Here is a 14237-nt window from a genome sequence, read left to right as displayed (position 1 = left end):
TAAAACAGGGGAATCGTAGAATGAAAAAACTTCTTACGACAGCGGCGGCTTTGGCGATGACGACAACGCTTGGCGCGGGCACGGCGGTGGCGGATGGCTACACGCTGCACATTTTGCATATCAACGATCTGCACAGCCGGATTGAGCCTATTTCGCGGTTTGATGGAACCTGTGGGGCCGAGGACGATGCCGAAGGCAAATGCTTTGGCGGTGCTGCCCGGCTCAAAACATTTCTGGACACCAAGCGCGCCGAACTGGCGGGTGAAAACGTCATCACTTTGGATGCAGGCGACCAGTTCCAAGGTTCACTGATGTACACGACCTATAAGGGCGCGGTTGAGGCCGAGATGATGGAGGCCATTGGCTTTGACGTCATGGCGGTGGGCAACCATGAGTTTGACGATGGACCGGAAAAGCTGGCCGAGTTCATTGATATGGTTTCCTTTCCCGTGATCTCCGGGAATTTGGACGTAAGCCAATCGAACGTCTTGAATGGCAAGGTCGGTAATCATGTCGTGCTAGAGGTTGGTGGCCAAAAGATCGGGATTATCTCGGCGCTGGCCACGGACACAGTTGAAACATCCTCGCCGGGTCCAAACGTCATTTTCCAAAATGAGATCGATGCGTTGGCCGCAGATGTCGCCACCCTTGAGGCCGATGGCGTGACCAAGATCATCGCGCTGAACCACGTGGGCGCGCCCAAGGATTTTGCAATCGCCGAAGCCGTTGACGGTATTGACGCTGTGGTGGGCGGGCATTCGCACACTCTGTTTTCCAACACCGATGAGGGCGCGTTGTTTTCGTATCCTCATATGATAGGCGACACGCCCGTGGTGCAGGCGCGGGCCTATGGCAAATATGTGGGCCATTTGGTGCTAGAGTTTGACGCGGACGGCAATGTGACGTCGGCCACGGGCGACACCATTTTGATTGACGCAAGCGTGACACCGGACGCAGCCATTGCGGCCCGAGTAGCTGAATTGGCGGGCCCAATTGAAGAGCTGAAGGCGCAAGTCATCGGCGATACCACGGCCTTTATCGAAGGTGATCGCGCAGTCTGTCGCGCGGTGGAATGTGCGATGGGCAACTTGGTGGCGGATGCCCTGCTGGACCGGGTCAAATCACAGGGCGTCCAAGTGGCGATCCAGAACGGTGGGGGGCTACGCGCCTCGATCGACGCAGGCGAAATCACAATGGGCGAAGTCCTGACGGTGCTGCCGTTCCAAAACACGCTTGCGACCTTTACCACCACTGGCGCGAATATTGTGGCTGCACTTGAAAATGGGGTCAGCCAAGTCGAGGAGGGTGCGGGCCGCTTTCCGCAGGTGTCCGGCATGACCTACGCGTTTGACGCCAGTGCCGCCCCCGGATCACGGGTGTCGGACGTTATGGTGGGTGGTGCGCCGATTGACCTTGATGCGACCTACGGCGTGGTCACCAACAACTATATGCGCAATGGCGGCGACGGCTATGCGATGTTTGCAACTGCAACGGATGCCTATGATTTCGGCCCCGGTGTTGAGCAGGTGTTGGCAGATTATATCGCTGCCAAAGGGGGCAGCTACACGCCCTACACGGATGGTCGCATCACGGCCAAGTAACGCCATGCGTCAGTGATATCGCGCGCGGCGGTCTAGATCGCCCCGCGCATTTTGCACCAAGGTGTGCGGCGCCTTTGCCGCACTTTTTCTCTGGAAGGAGAGATCATGTTTTCAAAAACCAAAACATTCGTGGCCACTATTGCGGCCCTGTGGACCGTGGCCGCCCCCGCCGCCACGTTGCCAAACACCTATTCAAGCCTTGTCGTTTTGGGCGACAGTCTCAGCGATACGGGTAACATCTTTGCCCAATCGGGGGGCACGTTCCCGCCACCGCCATACTTTAACGGCCAATTCTCGAACGATGCGGTTTGGGCCGATCAGGTCGGGCAGGATTTCACCAACGCGGGGCGTCTGTCGCTCAATCTTGCGTTTGGGGGGGCAAAAGCCGTGACGGATGCGGACGCTTCACCGGATTTGGCCTTTCAGGTCGACCTGTTCAAAGGATTCACGCAAACGGCAAATGCAGCACTTTTAGGTCCACGGCCTTTGGGGGTGTTGTTCTTTGGGGGCAATGATCTGTTTGCGGCTGCCAAACTGCCCGATGCGTTGCAACTGGCGCGGACGGCTGCCCGGGCTGTGCGCGGTCAGGTCGAGACGCTTGCGGCTCTTGGCCTGCGCGATCTTGTGCTGGTCAATTCCATCGATGTATCCGTGACGCCTCGCGTGCAGATTGAGGGCGATAGCGATCCGCAAGCCGCCAGCACCGCGACTGCGGCTTTTAATGAAATCATGGCCCAGCAGTTTGTGGCGAACCCTGCGCTGTATAATGATGTGCGGCTGTTTGATTTTGCCGCTCTTAGCGGTGGGCTTCTGGCCGATCCGGGAGCCGCCGGTATCACCAACGTCACGGACGCCTGCCTATCTACGCTTGCGTGTATTGCGGGCGGGCAGGCCGATCGCTTCTTGTTTTGGGACAGCGTGCACCCCAATGGTGTAGCCCATAGCCTGATTGCGGATGCCTTCCGTCAGGGGGCCAATCAAAGCTCGCTTCTCGTCTCACCTGTGCCGCTGCCCGCGGGCGCCTGGAGCCTGCTGGCAGCCTTGGCAGTACTGGGTGCAGTTGGTGCCGCGCGCAAGGGCCGCACGTCCTAAGCGATGTGTGGGCGGTTTGCACATACGTTGCCCCACGATGCCATGGCGCATCTGTTCAACGCGACCTTGGGCAATGATTTGCCCGAGGTTCCCAACTACAACGTCTGCCCCACCAATCCGGTCGCGACTGTGGTCAGCGATGGGCAATCGCGGCGTCTACGGGCGATGCGTTGGGGGTTTATTCCGTCGTGGTACAAACAGCCTAACGATGGCCCGCTTTTGATTAATGCGCGGGCCGAAACCATCGCGAACAAACCCGCCTTTCGAGAGGCGTGTCGCACCCGGCGCTGCCTTATCCCGGCCTCTGGCTTTTATGAATGGACCAAGGATGATGAGGGGCTTCGCTGGCCGCACTATTTCTATAATTTCGACGGCAGCCCCATGGTCTTTGCCGGTATTTGGCAGGAATGGCAGGACCTTGTGACCTGCGCGATCGTGTCCTGTGCGGCGGGGCCGTCTATGGTAGATATCCATCACCGCGAGCCGGTCACCATTGCCCCCGATGATTGGGCCTTGTGGCTTGGTGAAGGCGGGCGCGGTGCGGCGCGTTTGATGCACGCAGCCCCCGAAGGTCGTATCGCCCGGCACGCCGTTGACCGCGCCGTCAATTCGAACCGAGCATGCGGCCCCGAGTTGATCGAAGAGGCCTGAGGTTTCGTAGTAAAAGCGCGACAGGTTTTTGGCCTGCGCCGCGCATCCCCCATAGGGCCTATATCTGTGGGGAAGTTGTTCCCTACGCAGGCCTTTGCAATATTCAGATCCACAAAGGTCGTGGCATGTGGATCACCAAACACTGTCGACTGATTGGTTGTACGCTCTTGTGTGCCGGTGAACACGGGCGAGGCCTAGCCCCTGCCGGTCAGCCCGCTGTCGGTTGGCAGCTCAGGTAAGGCTACGTTGATACCGCCGACATCACCTGTACCATGCGAATGCACCGCGCGCGCAGGGATCGAGACGCGGTGTACGTGCATCTGGGGGATGCGATGATCGCTCATAACGTTGCAAAGGGGACATCATCTAGATTGGTTGGGAAGCGTCGGGGCAAGAGGCCCGCTTGGAACCATAAAAGATAAGTATAGATTGAGAACACAGGTCGCCCGGTCGCGCGGCGGATATCGGCGGCATAGGGCACCATATTGGTGCATTCCAACAAGATCGCCCCGATATTCGGGTGGTCTTGGACCAACCGCAGCGCCGCGGTGACGTTGTCGGCGCGTGCTTGTTCAAAATCGATCTCATCTGCATCGCCGAGCACCCGTGTCGTAAAGTGCGACCCCGCCCCTGTGCCCCCGACAGGGGTGTCATGCGGGATGCCCGCGGCATCCAGGTGGGCGGTCGTTAGGGTTTCGGACGAAATGGTTAAAATCCCCAGCGTTTGATCCGCAGGTAGGGACATCCGGATCAAAGGTGCCTGTAGCAACGACGAGGAGGCCACCGGCACCCCAAGGGCGCGCGACATTTCGGTTTGAAACGGCACAAGAAACCCGCAGTTGGTCGCGATCCCGTCGCAACCCAATTCAAGCAGCTCGCGCCCGGCGTCGATAAAAGCCCCAAGCAAGGGCGTGGCATCCCCGCGCACAACGTTGTCGGGCGTGGCTGCGGGGATGACCTTGTAGTGCACTGGAAAAGGCCACGTCGCGGCATTGCCGATATCACCGGGAATGCGCGGAAACCGGGTGTTCAGCATTAAAATCCCGACGCTCGCGCCAAAGACTGTTTTTCCACCTCGTGTGGTCATTCGGAGGCCTCCTGTGGGGCGTAAATATCTGCATAAGCAAGGCGAACAGCCTCGGCTGCGTGCTGGGCACGCTCTTGGATGTGATCGCGCATGGCCTCGGATGCGGCCATGCCATCGCCGGTGCGCATCACTGCAATGATACGTTTGTGGCGATCTATCGTGGATCGACCCTCTGCCTGTCTACGGCGTAGGTCAGCGATACGCACAAAGCGGACTTTATCGTAGATTGTGGCGAGCAGGCTTTGTAATTCCACGTTTCCGGTAAGGGCGGTCAATTGCATATGAAACGCCTCGTCCAGTTCCATCAGACGGATGGGAGCGGTGCAGCTCTGGTATTCATCATGTGCTTGATCCAGCGCCAAGTCGATGGCGTCCAAGTCCGCAGTACGCGCGCACTGGGTCGCTTGGCGGACGGCTTGGCATTCAATCGCGACCCTCACATCATAAAGATGCTGAATACGGGTCTCGGACAGGGCGCGGCAAAAGAAACCCCGCCCCGCGTGGAAATCGACTAATCCCTCGGCAACCAATCGGTTCAAGGCTTCTCGTAGGGGCGTACGACTTGCGCCAAGGTCGCGTGACAAGGCGGATTCGTTGATCCGTTGGCCGGGCTTAAACGCAAAAGATGCCGACATTTCGCGCAGCTGGGCATAGAGCGCGCTTACGGAGCCATCTGTGTTCTGTTTTACAGGTTTCAAAGTGTCTCGTTTTTAGTAGCGTCGCAAAAAGGAGCCTCAGCCTTGTAATGTCGGCAGCACTGTGGCTTGAATTGCATACAGCACTGAATGCGATTTGGATAGCCGGAGAAAAGCATGCCCGAACACGTGATTATCGCCGGAGCGGGGATCGTTGGGGTTTCCGCGGGGATTTGGCTACGGCGTATGGGGCAGGCGGAGGTCACAATCATCGATCGGCTTGCGCCGGGCGAGGGCACATCCCATGGCAACGCTGGCGTTTTGGCCGCCTGTTCCGTGGCGCCCGTTACCGCGCCCGGCCTTGTGCGCAAGGCACCCAGCATGCTGGCTGACCCCGAGTTCCCATTGTTTTTGAAATGGGGATACTTGCCCAAGCTGATGCCTTGGCTGCTCAAGTACCTGTCAAACGCCAACGACAGTGACACACGCCGGATTTCAAAGGGGCTGACAGAAATTGTCGCCGACACCGTGGCGCAGCACAAATCGCTGGTTGCCGATACGGGCGCGCAGGATTGGGTTAACGACTGCGACTATTCCTTTGCCTACGCGAACCGCGCCGCGTTTGAGGGGGATGCCTACACATGGGGGTTGCGCCGGGACGCCGGTTTTGTGCCCGAACTGCGCGAGGGTGCGGCGGTGCGTGAGTATGAGCCAAACCTGTCCCCCAGCGTTGGCCTTTTGGCGACCATGAAGGACCACGGCTACATCCGCGATCCGGGTGGCTACGTCAAAGCACTGGCCAAGGTGTTTGAGGCGCTGGGCGGCAAGATCATCCAAGCCGAGATCAAGGATTTTGACCTGACGGACGACAAAATCACATCCGTTCAAACCAATGCAGGCACCATTTCCTGTGATCGCGCCATTTTGGCGACGGGCGTTTGGTCCAAGCCCTTGATGAAGAAGCTGGGTCTTTCGATCCCGATTGAGACTGAGCGCGGCTATCACATCATATTTGAGGATGCGACGGGCGGACCTTCGCACCCCATTATGGTCGCAAGCGGTAAGTTCGTGGCCACGCCGATGGCCGCAGGTCTGCGGTGTGCGGGGGTGGTCGAATTTGGCGGCCTAGAGGCTGGCGCTTCGAAAGCTGCGCTTGATCTGTTGCGCAAACACACGAAATCCGCGTTTCCGGAGCTAAAGGCCACCGGCGAGGTGGAATGGCTGGGGCACCGGCCTGCGCCATCCGACAGTCTGCCCCTGATTGGGCAGGTGCGCGGCTCTGGCGTGTACACGGCTTTTGGCCATCACCACATTGGATTGACCGGCGGACCCAAAACAGGAAGGATCGTTGCAGGTCTTGTTGCGGACCAGCCGGTAAATAGCGATTTGGCTGCTTTCGATCCGATGCGCTTTGGCTAAAACTGCAACGAGACAAAAAATAAAAGAGACAACCGGGAGACTAAAAATGACCAAAATCACAAAAACATGCGTCGCACTTGCGGCGACCACGATGCTAGCGATGCCGGCAATGGCGCAGGAAAAGTGGGACCTGCCGATGGCCTATTCGGGCTCCAACTTTCACTCTGTGACGGGTGCTGAGTTCGCGAAATGCGTGACCACCGGCACAGGCGGCGACATCGAAGTCACAACGCACCCTTCGGGTTCGCTTTTTGCGGGCGGTGACATCAAACGTGCCGTTCAAACGGGCCAAGTCCCCTTGGGTGAGCGTCTGTTGTCCGGCCACCAAAACGAGAGCGCGATTTTCGGCTGGGATTCCGTGCCGTTCCTCGTGTCGTCGTTTGATGAGCATGACAAGCTGTATGCCGCTGCAAAGCCGCATCTCAATGAGCTGCTGGCTGAGCAGAACATGACCATGCTGTACTCGGTGCCGTGGCCACCACAGGGTCTGTACTTCAACAAAGAAGTGAACTCGGTCGCTGACATGGAAGGTCTGAAGTTCCGGTCCTACAACAATGCAACGGCACGTATGGCTGAGCTGACCAAAATGCTGCCCGTGTCGATTGAAGCGGCTGAGATCAGCCAAGCCTTTGCAACAGGTGTGGCGGAATCCATGGTGTCGTCGGGCGCAACTGGCTACGACCGCAAGGTCTGGGAAAGCCTCAGCCACTTCTATTCGGTCGATGCATGGTTGCCGCGCAACTACATGCTGATCAACAACGACGTCTGGGACGGCGTGTCCGAGCAGAACAAAAACGTCATCAACGCCTGTGCATCGATGGCTGAATATGCCGGTACTTGGCGCGCCAAGGAATACACTGGCTTTACGATGGCTGGTCTTGCCGCTGGCGGCATGAGCGTTCAGCCCGCAGGTGAACAACTGATGGGTGATCTGCGCAAAATCGGTGAGATCATGGCCGCCGAATGGCTGGAGGCCGCCGGTGAAACCGGTGCCGCGATCCTCGACGCCTACAACGCGCAATAAGATCAAAACTTTCTCGGGCCAGTCCAAAGCAGGGCTGGCCCGTTTCCTTTTCCAAACGTCCAAGAGAGTACCATGACCGCTGCCTTACGCGGCTTGCGCCGCACGCTCGACTTTCTGTACCTAGCCGCCGGAGTTCTGGCCGCCCTGTGTCTGATTGCGATCCTTCTTCTTATTGTCGCGCAAATGGTTGCCCGTTGGACCGGAGAGATTTTCCCTGGCGCGGCGAACTACGCAGGCTATTCCATGGCCGCCGCGAGCTTTTTTGCCTTTGCCAATGCACTGAACCGTGGATCGCATATCCGCGTGTCGCTGGTGTTGAATGCGCTGCCAAAGGTCGCGCGCCGCTGGCTAGAGGTCTGGTGCTTTGGCATCGCGAGCGCAGTGATGTGGTATTTCACCTACTACGCCTATTGGTTCACGTTTTGGTCGTGGAAATTCAATGAGGTCAGCCAAGCGCAGGACGCCACGCCCCTTTGGATACCACAATCTGTCATGGTGATCGGCGGGGGCATATTGGCCATCTCGCTCACAGATCACCTTGTTCATGTCATCTTCCGAGGGGATCACCGCATTAAGCGCGATCTCGTCGATCAAAGCTTCGCGGAGTAGCCCGATGGACGAACTCTATGCAATCGCGCTGTTCCTCTTCGTTTTGTTCCTGTTGCTGGGCTCAGGCGTCTGGGTTGGCCTTGCCCTGATGGGCGTCGCGTGGGTCGGGATGGAGCTGTTCACCAGCCGTCCTGTAGGCGACACCATGATCACCACTATTTGGGCGTCATCCTCCAGTTGGACGCTTACGGCGCTGCCGCTGTTCATCTGGATGGGTGAAATTCTGTTCCGCACCCGCCTATCAGAGGACATGTTCCGCGGCCTGTCACCGTGGCTGGCGCGGCTGCCGGGCGGCTTGGTGCACACAAACATCGTGGGCTGTACGGTCTTTGCCGCTGTCTCTGGCTCGTCTGCGGCGACTCTGACGACGGTGGGCAAGATGTCCATCCCCGAGCTGCGCTCTCGCAACTACCCGGAGGCAATGATCATTGGCACGCTAGCGGGCGCGGCCACGCTGGGCCTGATGATCCCGCCGTCACTGGCGTTGATCGTCTATGGCGTCACCGTGAACGAATCCATCACGCAGTTGTTCTTTGCGGGCGTCTTTCCGGGCCTGTGTCTGGCCTTGATGTTCATGGGCTATGTTGCGGCCTATTCGTGGCTGTCGCCCAACTGGGCTCCCCAGCAAGAAACCGGCATGTCCTTTGGGCAAAAGCTCGCGAATTCGCGGTTTCTGATCCCGGTCTTGTTGCTGATCTTTGTCGTGATCGGGTCGATGTATGCGGGCCTTGCCACGGCGACTGAGGCGGCGGCCATCGGGGTCATCGGCTCACTGGCTTTGGCCACAGGGCAGGGCTCTTTGAATTGGAGCACTTTTTCCGAAAGCTTGATGGGCGCCACGCGGACATCCGCAATGATCGCGCTGATCCTTGCAGGGGCTGCATTCTTGAAGCTGGCGATGGGGTTCACGGGGCTGCCGCGCGCGCTGGCCGACGGGATCGCAACGATGGAGCTATCGCGGTTTGAACTTTTGATGATCTTAATGGTGTTTTACATCATCCTAGGCATGTTCCTTGATGGGATTTCATCGGTGGTCCTGACCATGGCCGTGGTGGAACCCATGGTCCGCGAGGCCGGCATCGACCTGATCTGGTTCGGCATCTTTGTGGTCGTCGTGGTTGAGATGGCGCAAATTACGCCGCCCATCGGGTTCAACCTGTTCGTGCTACAGGGCATGACGGAGCATGAAATGGGCTATATCACCCGCGCGGCGTTCCCGATGTTCCTGATCATGGTCCTGATGTGCTTTGTCCTGATTTGGTTCCCAGACATCGCGATGTGGTTGCCAGAGAATATGCGGCAGGCCCCCTAGAAAGTGCTTCATTTCTTGGTGGGATCCCTCATCTGGATCGCACGCCACGGGCGCTATTGCCTGATCGTGGGCCTGTTGGTGGGGCTGTTTGTGCCGGCCCTATCCGAGGTTCTGCGTCCGTGGGTCGGGCCGCTTATCGCACTTTTACTGTGTGTGACGGGGGTTCGTGTTGGGGCGCGTCAGGCGCTGGGGCATCTGGATGATGTGCGACCTGCACTGATCCGGATTGGCCTGCTGCAAATGGGTTTGCCATTGGCGGTGGTTGGCGTCCTTGGCGCGTTTGGGGCGCTGGATTGGCCTATTGCCTTGGCTGTGTGCCTGATGTTGGCCGCCCCGTCGCTGACAGGGGCGCCAAATTTTGCCATCATGATGGGCCAAGACCCGGCGGCGGGGATGCGGCTGTTGGTGTTGGGCACTGCGCTATTTCCACTGACCGCTTTGCCGATCCTTCTGATCCTTGATCCCGCTGGCGGTGGCGCGCTAAGCGCGCTTTGGATGTCGCTTGGGTTATTGGTCGCAATCTTGTCGGCCGTAGGCGCAGGGTTTGCCATCCGCCGCGCATTTCCAGCGCTTGCTGCACCCCGTCCCCAAGGCGCGTTGGACGGCAGTGCCGCGCTCTTGTTGGCCATTGTGGTTGTTGGATTAATGAGCGCGATTGGCCCTTTGTTGCGCAGCGATCCATTGGCCTTGGCGGGCTGGCTGTTGGCAGCGCTGATCATCAACATCATACTTGTTGCGGCAACCATGTGGCTGTCGCAGGCGCGTCACTGGGATATCCCCGTGCCCACCGCGATCTACGCGGGAAACCGCAACATCGCGCTGTTTTTGATTGTCCTTCCGGAGGAGGTCGCGGCGCCTTTGATGATTTTCGTCGGCTGCTACCAAGTTCCGATGTATTTGACCCCGGTCCTACTGTCGCGATTGCAACGCAGTGCCGCCTCAGCTTGAGCGGATGACGTAGTCCGGATCAAACGAATGGGCGTCAACATAGGTCACGTTGACCATGTCATTTCCAAGCGCTCGCTGGCGAGCTTGCTCAGGGCTGAGCCCATGGTCAATCCAGCGGTCGATCAGCCGCGCGGCGAGGGTTTCATGATCCACGATTAAGCGCACGGTCATGTCGAACAGCCCTGCTAAGCCGTCCCACGGAGGTTGGTTCAGTAAGAGGTAATTCCCCTCAACCAGCACAATACGAGTGGCTTCGTCAATCTGCCCGCCCGCGGGGACGGTTTGGTCGGCAGTGCGGTCGAATGTGGGGTAGGGCACGCTTTGCTCGCTGTGCAACCGCTTGATCAGGGTCACAAAGCTGTCGGCATCAAACGTTTCAGGCGCGCCTTTGCGATGAAACAGGTTCATCGCATGAAGGGCATCGTTGTCTAGGTGGAACCCATCCATTGGCATCACGGCGGCGGTGGGGCCAAGCCGACGTGCCAAATCCTCGGCCAAGGTCGATTTGCCGGAACCAGGCGCTCCCGCAATTGCGATCAGCCTACGGTTTTGACCACCTAATGCATCGATCTCTTTGAGCAGAGTTTCAGGCGTAATCTGGGTCATCAGGGTATCCGCTGGGCCAATGGGCGCAGGTCTAGCGCGCGAGGTACACGGCGATTGTGCGTTCCAGTCCGTCACGCCAGATCATCGCAAGCCACTCGCAGAAGGCGGTCGCAAACCGCGGCTCGCTCGCGAGATCGCTGTAGTATTGCTTTTGAGCCAGCCATGCCTGTGGGTCGGTTTTGGCGGCTTTTGCCACTGTGTTCAGATCGTCCCAGAAGGGGTCGTTTGGTTCAATCGTGCTGCCGTCTTCGCGGGTGCCTTCACACATACGCGCCCAGACAGCGGACACAAGCGCGAGCCCCTCAACGGGTGTGCCGGCGGCCAGACCGTCACGAATGGTGGGCACAATGAAGCCCGGCTGGCGGGAAGCCCCGTCAAAGGCCACGCGGCGCGTCGTATCCACAATCTCGGGGTTCGAGAACCGGCGCGCGATCAGGTCGGTATAGACGTCGGGCGTCATGCCGGGAACAGCTTTGACCAAGGGCACGATCTCAGTATGCGTGACCTTGGACAACAGGGCCGCGACGCTGTCATGCCCCATGCAATCCGCGATCGTCTTGAGCGAGAGCATTTCACCAGCGCCCGCAATGATCTGGTGCCCACCGTTGAGGATACGAATTTTCATCGCCTCAAAATCGTGGACCGCGTCGGTAAATGTTGCGCCCGCTTTGTCCCATGCGGGGCGGCCTGCGCAGAACGCATCCTCGATCACCCATTGGCGAAAGTTTTCATGGGTCACGGGGACCGCATCATCGACACCGAAGGTTTGGATCAGGTCCAACTCTTGGGGGCCTGTGGCGGGAACGATGCAATCCACCATCGAGTTGGGGAATGTGCATGCTTCATTGATCCAATCGGCCAACGCCGGGTCGGACATCCGTGCCAGCGATACGACCGTTTGGCGCAGGATTTCGCCGTTGCCTTGCAGGTTATCACAGCTCATGCCGGTAAAGGGGCCAAGGCCCGCGTCGCGCCGTGCGCGCAGGGCCGCGACCATTGCCCCGAACGCTGTTTTCGGCGTGTCGGGGTTGGCTGCATCATGGACCATATCAGGGTGCAGGGCATCAAATGCCTTGGTCACTGGGTCGATGTAATACCCGCCTTCGGTGACGGTTAGGGCAACGATGCGGATATCGCTCTGCGTCATGCGCGCAATCAGCGGGCCATTCCCCGGCTCAATCGGCAGATAGTCGATCATCGATCCAACCACTTCTGCTGAGCGGCCGTCGGGGGACAATTCGACCAATGTGGTCATGTAATCTTGCTGAGCGAGTTTCTGACGCTGTGCCTCGTCAAAGGGACGAACGCCTGCACCGATGATAGCCCAATCGAGCGCCTCACCTGCCTGCATGAGGCGATGCAGATACCACGCCTGATGGGCGCGGTGAAAGTTGCCCACGCCGATATGGACGATACCGGGTGTGAGGGCCGCGCGGTCGTAACGAGGTGTTACGATATCCGCAGGCAGCGCGCCAAGTGTAGCATTCGACAGCTTGGTCCGCGTGCTGCGCAGGTTTTGCGTATTCATCAGCTCATCCAATTCCCGCCGTCCACATTGTAAGTCTGTGCAACGACATAATCTGCGTCAGGGGAGGCCAGAAAGACGGCCATACCCGTAAGATCTTCGGCCCGGCCCATCCGGCCAAAGGGCACTGCGGCGGCCACTTCGACCTTTTTCTGACCCGGGGCTTTGCCCTCATGCTTCGCGAAAAAGGCGTCCACACCGTCCCAATGTTCACCATCGACAACACCGGGTGCGATAGCGTTTACGTTGATCCCGTGTTCAATCAGGTTCAGGCCCGCTGATTGCGTCAGCGAAATCACCGCAGCCTTGCTGGCGCAGTACACCGCGACCAACGGCTCGCCGCGACGACCGGCTTGGCTGGCCATGTTGATGATCTTGCCACCGTTGCCGCGCGCAATCATGTGTTTGGCCACGGCTTGCATCGTGAACAAAGTACCCGCGACATTGATATCAAAGATGCGACCAAAATCGGCGCGCTCAATCTCAACCAAGGGGGCGGCGGTAAAGAGGGCCGCGTTGTTCACAAGGATGTCGATGTGGCCCAACTGGGCAATAGCCTCGGCCACGCCGGCGTCGATGCTGGATTGGTCAGCGACGTCCATTTGGATCGCGGTTGCGCCAATGGCATCGGCAGTTTCACGGGCGCGGGCGATGTCGATATCGGCGATACAAACGCGTGCGCCTTCGGCGATGTAGGCCCGGGCAAAGGCTTCGCCGATGCCGCGCGCGGCACCGGTAATCAGCGCGGTTTTACCCTGTAGCCTCATTTCGCAATCCGCAGGCCCTGAGCGTCGAACCGGTGGATTTCATCGGCACGTGGGTTCAGGTGGATCGTATCACCATGTTGTAGGCTCACGTCCCCAATGGCGCGCACGGTCAGTGTTTCTGCAAGGCCTGTGTTGTGGATGTGAAAGAAGGTGTCAGAGCCAAGATGCTCGGCCACACCAACTGTGCCCTGCCATTGCCCACCGCTTTCGACGACGTCGATATGCTCCGGGCGGACGCCAATAGTTGCGGCGTCGTGTTTGGCGGCCTCGGGGCCTTCGATCAGGTTCATCCGGGGCGAGCCGATGAAGCCTGCAACAAACGTGTTGCGCGGCGCGCGGTACAGTTCTAGCGGGGTGCCCACCTGTTCAATCACACCGGCCTGTAGCACGACGATCTTGTCGGCCATGGTCATGGCTTCGACCTGATCGTGGGTCACATAAACCATCGTTGTCTCAAGCCGCTTGTGCAGCTCCGAGATTTCGAGGCGCATGCCAACGCGCAGGGCCGCATCAAGGTTGGACAGCGGCTCGTCGAACAAGAAGGCCGCGGGCTCACGTACAATGGCGCGGCCAATAGCGACCCGCTGACGCTGACCACCAGAAAGCTGCCCGGGGCGGCGATCCAGATAGTCTGTCAGGTTCAGGACGCTCGCGGCTGCATTGACGCGTTTGTCGATCTCCGCGCTATCCATCTTGGCCATCCGCAGCGGGAAGGCGATGTTTTTGCGAACCGACATGTGCGGGTAGAGCGCATAGGATTGGAACACCATCGCCAGACCGCGTTTGGCGGGCACAAGGGAGGTGGCATCCTTGCCGTCGATCTCGATGTGGCCGGTGGTGATGTCCTCTAGCCCGGCGATTAGCCGCAGAAGAGTGGATTTACCACAGCCCGAGGGGCCGACAAATACGGTGAATTCACCGTCATGGATGGTCAGGTCCAAAGGTGGAATGACCTGAACGT

General features: G+C 58.9%; 14 protein-coding genes. 8 read left to right on the top strand and 6 right to left on the bottom strand.

All coding sequences use genetic code 11. The annotated features are described in order from the left end of the window. Positions 1-20 precede the first annotated feature (20 nt). The 3 genes from AC4GMC_RS04585 to AC4GMC_RS04575 all read left to right on the top strand — a co-directional run bounded on the left by AC4GMC_RS04585 (position 21) and on the right by AC4GMC_RS04575 (position 3344). Positions 21-1601, top strand: coding sequence for a bifunctional metallophosphatase/5'-nucleotidase (locus AC4GMC_RS04585; RefSeq protein WP_487877579.1), 1581 nt, complete (start codon positions 21-23; stop codon positions 1599-1601). A 105-nt stretch (positions 1602-1706) separates the two neighbouring features. Then, positions 1707-2693 carry an SGNH/GDSL hydrolase family protein gene (locus AC4GMC_RS04580; protein ID WP_487877578.1) on the top strand — a complete coding sequence of 329 codons (987 nt, stop codon included), beginning with the start codon at positions 1707-1709 and terminating at the stop codon, positions 2691-2693. Between the two features lie 3 nt (positions 2694-2696). Then, on the top strand, positions 2697-3344 hold the full coding sequence (locus tag AC4GMC_RS04575) for an SOS response-associated peptidase (RefSeq protein ID WP_487877577.1): 648 nt from the start codon (positions 2697-2699) through the stop codon (positions 3342-3344). 340 nt (positions 3345-3684) lie between these two features. Here the strand turns inward: AC4GMC_RS04575 and AC4GMC_RS04570 are convergent, their stop codons facing one another. After that, positions 3685-4431 (bottom strand): aspartate/glutamate racemase family protein, encoded by a 747-nt coding sequence (locus AC4GMC_RS04570; protein WP_487877576.1) that lies wholly within the window; start codon positions 4429-4431, stop codon positions 3685-3687. Then, entirely contained in the window at positions 4428-5129 is a 702-nt protein-coding gene (locus tag AC4GMC_RS04565) for a GntR family transcriptional regulator (RefSeq protein ID WP_487877575.1), read from the bottom strand. The genes AC4GMC_RS04570 and AC4GMC_RS04565 overlap by 4 nt, the downstream gene beginning before the upstream one ends. A 114-nt stretch (positions 5130-5243) precedes the next feature. Here AC4GMC_RS04565 and AC4GMC_RS04560 point away from each other — a divergent pair, with 114 nt between their 5' ends. From AC4GMC_RS04560 to AC4GMC_RS04540, 5 genes are all read left to right on the top strand, one after another. Then, on the top strand, positions 5244-6485 hold the full coding sequence (locus AC4GMC_RS04560) for an NAD(P)/FAD-dependent oxidoreductase (RefSeq protein WP_487877574.1): 1242 nt from the start codon (positions 5244-5246) through the stop codon (positions 6483-6485). Positions 6486-6531: 46 nt separating this feature from the next. Then, on the top strand, positions 6532-7509 hold the full coding sequence (locus AC4GMC_RS04555) for a TRAP transporter substrate-binding protein (RefSeq protein WP_487877573.1): 978 nt from the start codon (positions 6532-6534) through the stop codon (positions 7507-7509). Positions 7510-7581: 72 nt separating this feature from the next. Further along, the gene (locus AC4GMC_RS04550) at positions 7582-8118 is read left to right on the top strand and encodes a TRAP transporter small permease (RefSeq protein WP_487877572.1); all 537 of its coding nucleotides are present in this window, start codon (positions 7582-7584) and stop codon (positions 8116-8118) included. A 4-nt stretch (positions 8119-8122) separates the two neighbouring features. Further along, positions 8123-9430: a TRAP transporter large permease gene (locus AC4GMC_RS04545; RefSeq protein ID WP_487879014.1), complete on the top strand. Its 1308-nt coding sequence runs from the start codon at positions 8123-8125 to the stop codon at positions 9428-9430. Positions 9431-9445: 15 nt separating this feature from the next. Beyond that, positions 9446-10378: a hypothetical protein gene (locus tag AC4GMC_RS04540; protein WP_487878460.1), complete on the top strand. Its 933-nt coding sequence runs from the start codon at positions 9446-9448 to the stop codon at positions 10376-10378. Here the strand turns inward: AC4GMC_RS04540 and AC4GMC_RS04535 are convergent. The 4 genes from AC4GMC_RS04535 to AC4GMC_RS04520 all read right to left on the bottom strand — a co-directional run. Continuing rightward, positions 10370-10984, bottom strand: coding sequence for a nucleoside/nucleotide kinase family protein (locus AC4GMC_RS04535; RefSeq protein ID WP_487878461.1), 615 nt, complete (start codon positions 10982-10984; stop codon positions 10370-10372). The two genes, AC4GMC_RS04540 and AC4GMC_RS04535, sit on opposite strands and share 9 nt — an antisense overlap. 31 nt (positions 10985-11015) lie before the next feature. After that, complete coding sequence (locus AC4GMC_RS04530; RefSeq protein WP_487878462.1) at positions 11016-12512, bottom strand: mannitol dehydrogenase family protein; 1497 nt, start codon at positions 12510-12512, stop codon at positions 11016-11018. Then, positions 12512-13276, bottom strand: a complete 765-nt coding sequence (locus AC4GMC_RS04525) for an L-iditol 2-dehydrogenase (RefSeq protein WP_487879016.1) — start codon at positions 13274-13276, stop codon at positions 12512-12514. The genes AC4GMC_RS04530 and AC4GMC_RS04525 overlap by 1 nt, the downstream gene beginning before the upstream one ends. After that, a partial coding sequence (locus AC4GMC_RS04520) for an ABC transporter ATP-binding protein (RefSeq protein WP_488082269.1) occupies positions 13273-14237 on the bottom strand: 965 nt, incomplete at its 5' end. The genes AC4GMC_RS04525 and AC4GMC_RS04520, both read right to left, overlap by 4 nt.

The sequence above is a fragment of the Thalassobacter sp. genome (genome assembly GCF_982993085.1).
Note: the sequence above shows the minus strand (reverse complement) of the source record. Positions and strands in the feature narration are given on the sequence as shown.

What these genes read in the sequence shown, in the direction of transcription:
- AC4GMC_RS04545 (WP_487879014.1), top strand. Translation starts at nt 8,123, where the DNA reads ATGGACGAACTCTATGCAATCGCGCTGTTCCTCTTCGTTTTGTTCCTG.
- AC4GMC_RS04575 (WP_487877577.1), top strand. Translation starts at nt 2,697, where the DNA reads ATGTGTGGGCGGTTTGCACATACGTTGCCCCACGATGCCATGGCGCAT.
- AC4GMC_RS04555 (WP_487877573.1), top strand. Translation starts at nt 6,532, where the DNA reads ATGACCAAAATCACAAAAACATGCGTCGCACTTGCGGCGACCACGATG.
- AC4GMC_RS04525 (WP_487879016.1), bottom strand. Translation starts at nt 13,276, where the DNA reads ATGAGGCTACAGGGTAAAACCGCGCTGATTACCGGTGCCGCGCGCGGC.
- AC4GMC_RS04550 (WP_487877572.1), top strand. Translation starts at nt 7,582, where the DNA reads ATGACCGCTGCCTTACGCGGCTTGCGCCGCACGCTCGACTTTCTGTAC.
- AC4GMC_RS04585 (WP_487877579.1), top strand. Translation starts at nt 21, where the DNA reads ATGAAAAAACTTCTTACGACAGCGGCGGCTTTGGCGATGACGACAACG.
- AC4GMC_RS04560 (WP_487877574.1), top strand. Translation starts at nt 5,244, where the DNA reads ATGCCCGAACACGTGATTATCGCCGGAGCGGGGATCGTTGGGGTTTCC.
- AC4GMC_RS04580 (WP_487877578.1), top strand. Translation starts at nt 1,707, where the DNA reads ATGTTTTCAAAAACCAAAACATTCGTGGCCACTATTGCGGCCCTGTGG.
- AC4GMC_RS04530 (WP_487878462.1), bottom strand. Translation starts at nt 12,512, where the DNA reads ATGAATACGCAAAACCTGCGCAGCACGCGGACCAAGCTGTCGAATGCT.
- AC4GMC_RS04535 (WP_487878461.1), bottom strand. Translation starts at nt 10,984, where the DNA reads ATGACCCAGATTACGCCTGAAACTCTGCTCAAAGAGATCGATGCATTA.
- AC4GMC_RS04570 (WP_487877576.1), bottom strand. Translation starts at nt 4,431, where the DNA reads ATGACCACACGAGGTGGAAAAACAGTCTTTGGCGCGAGCGTCGGGATT.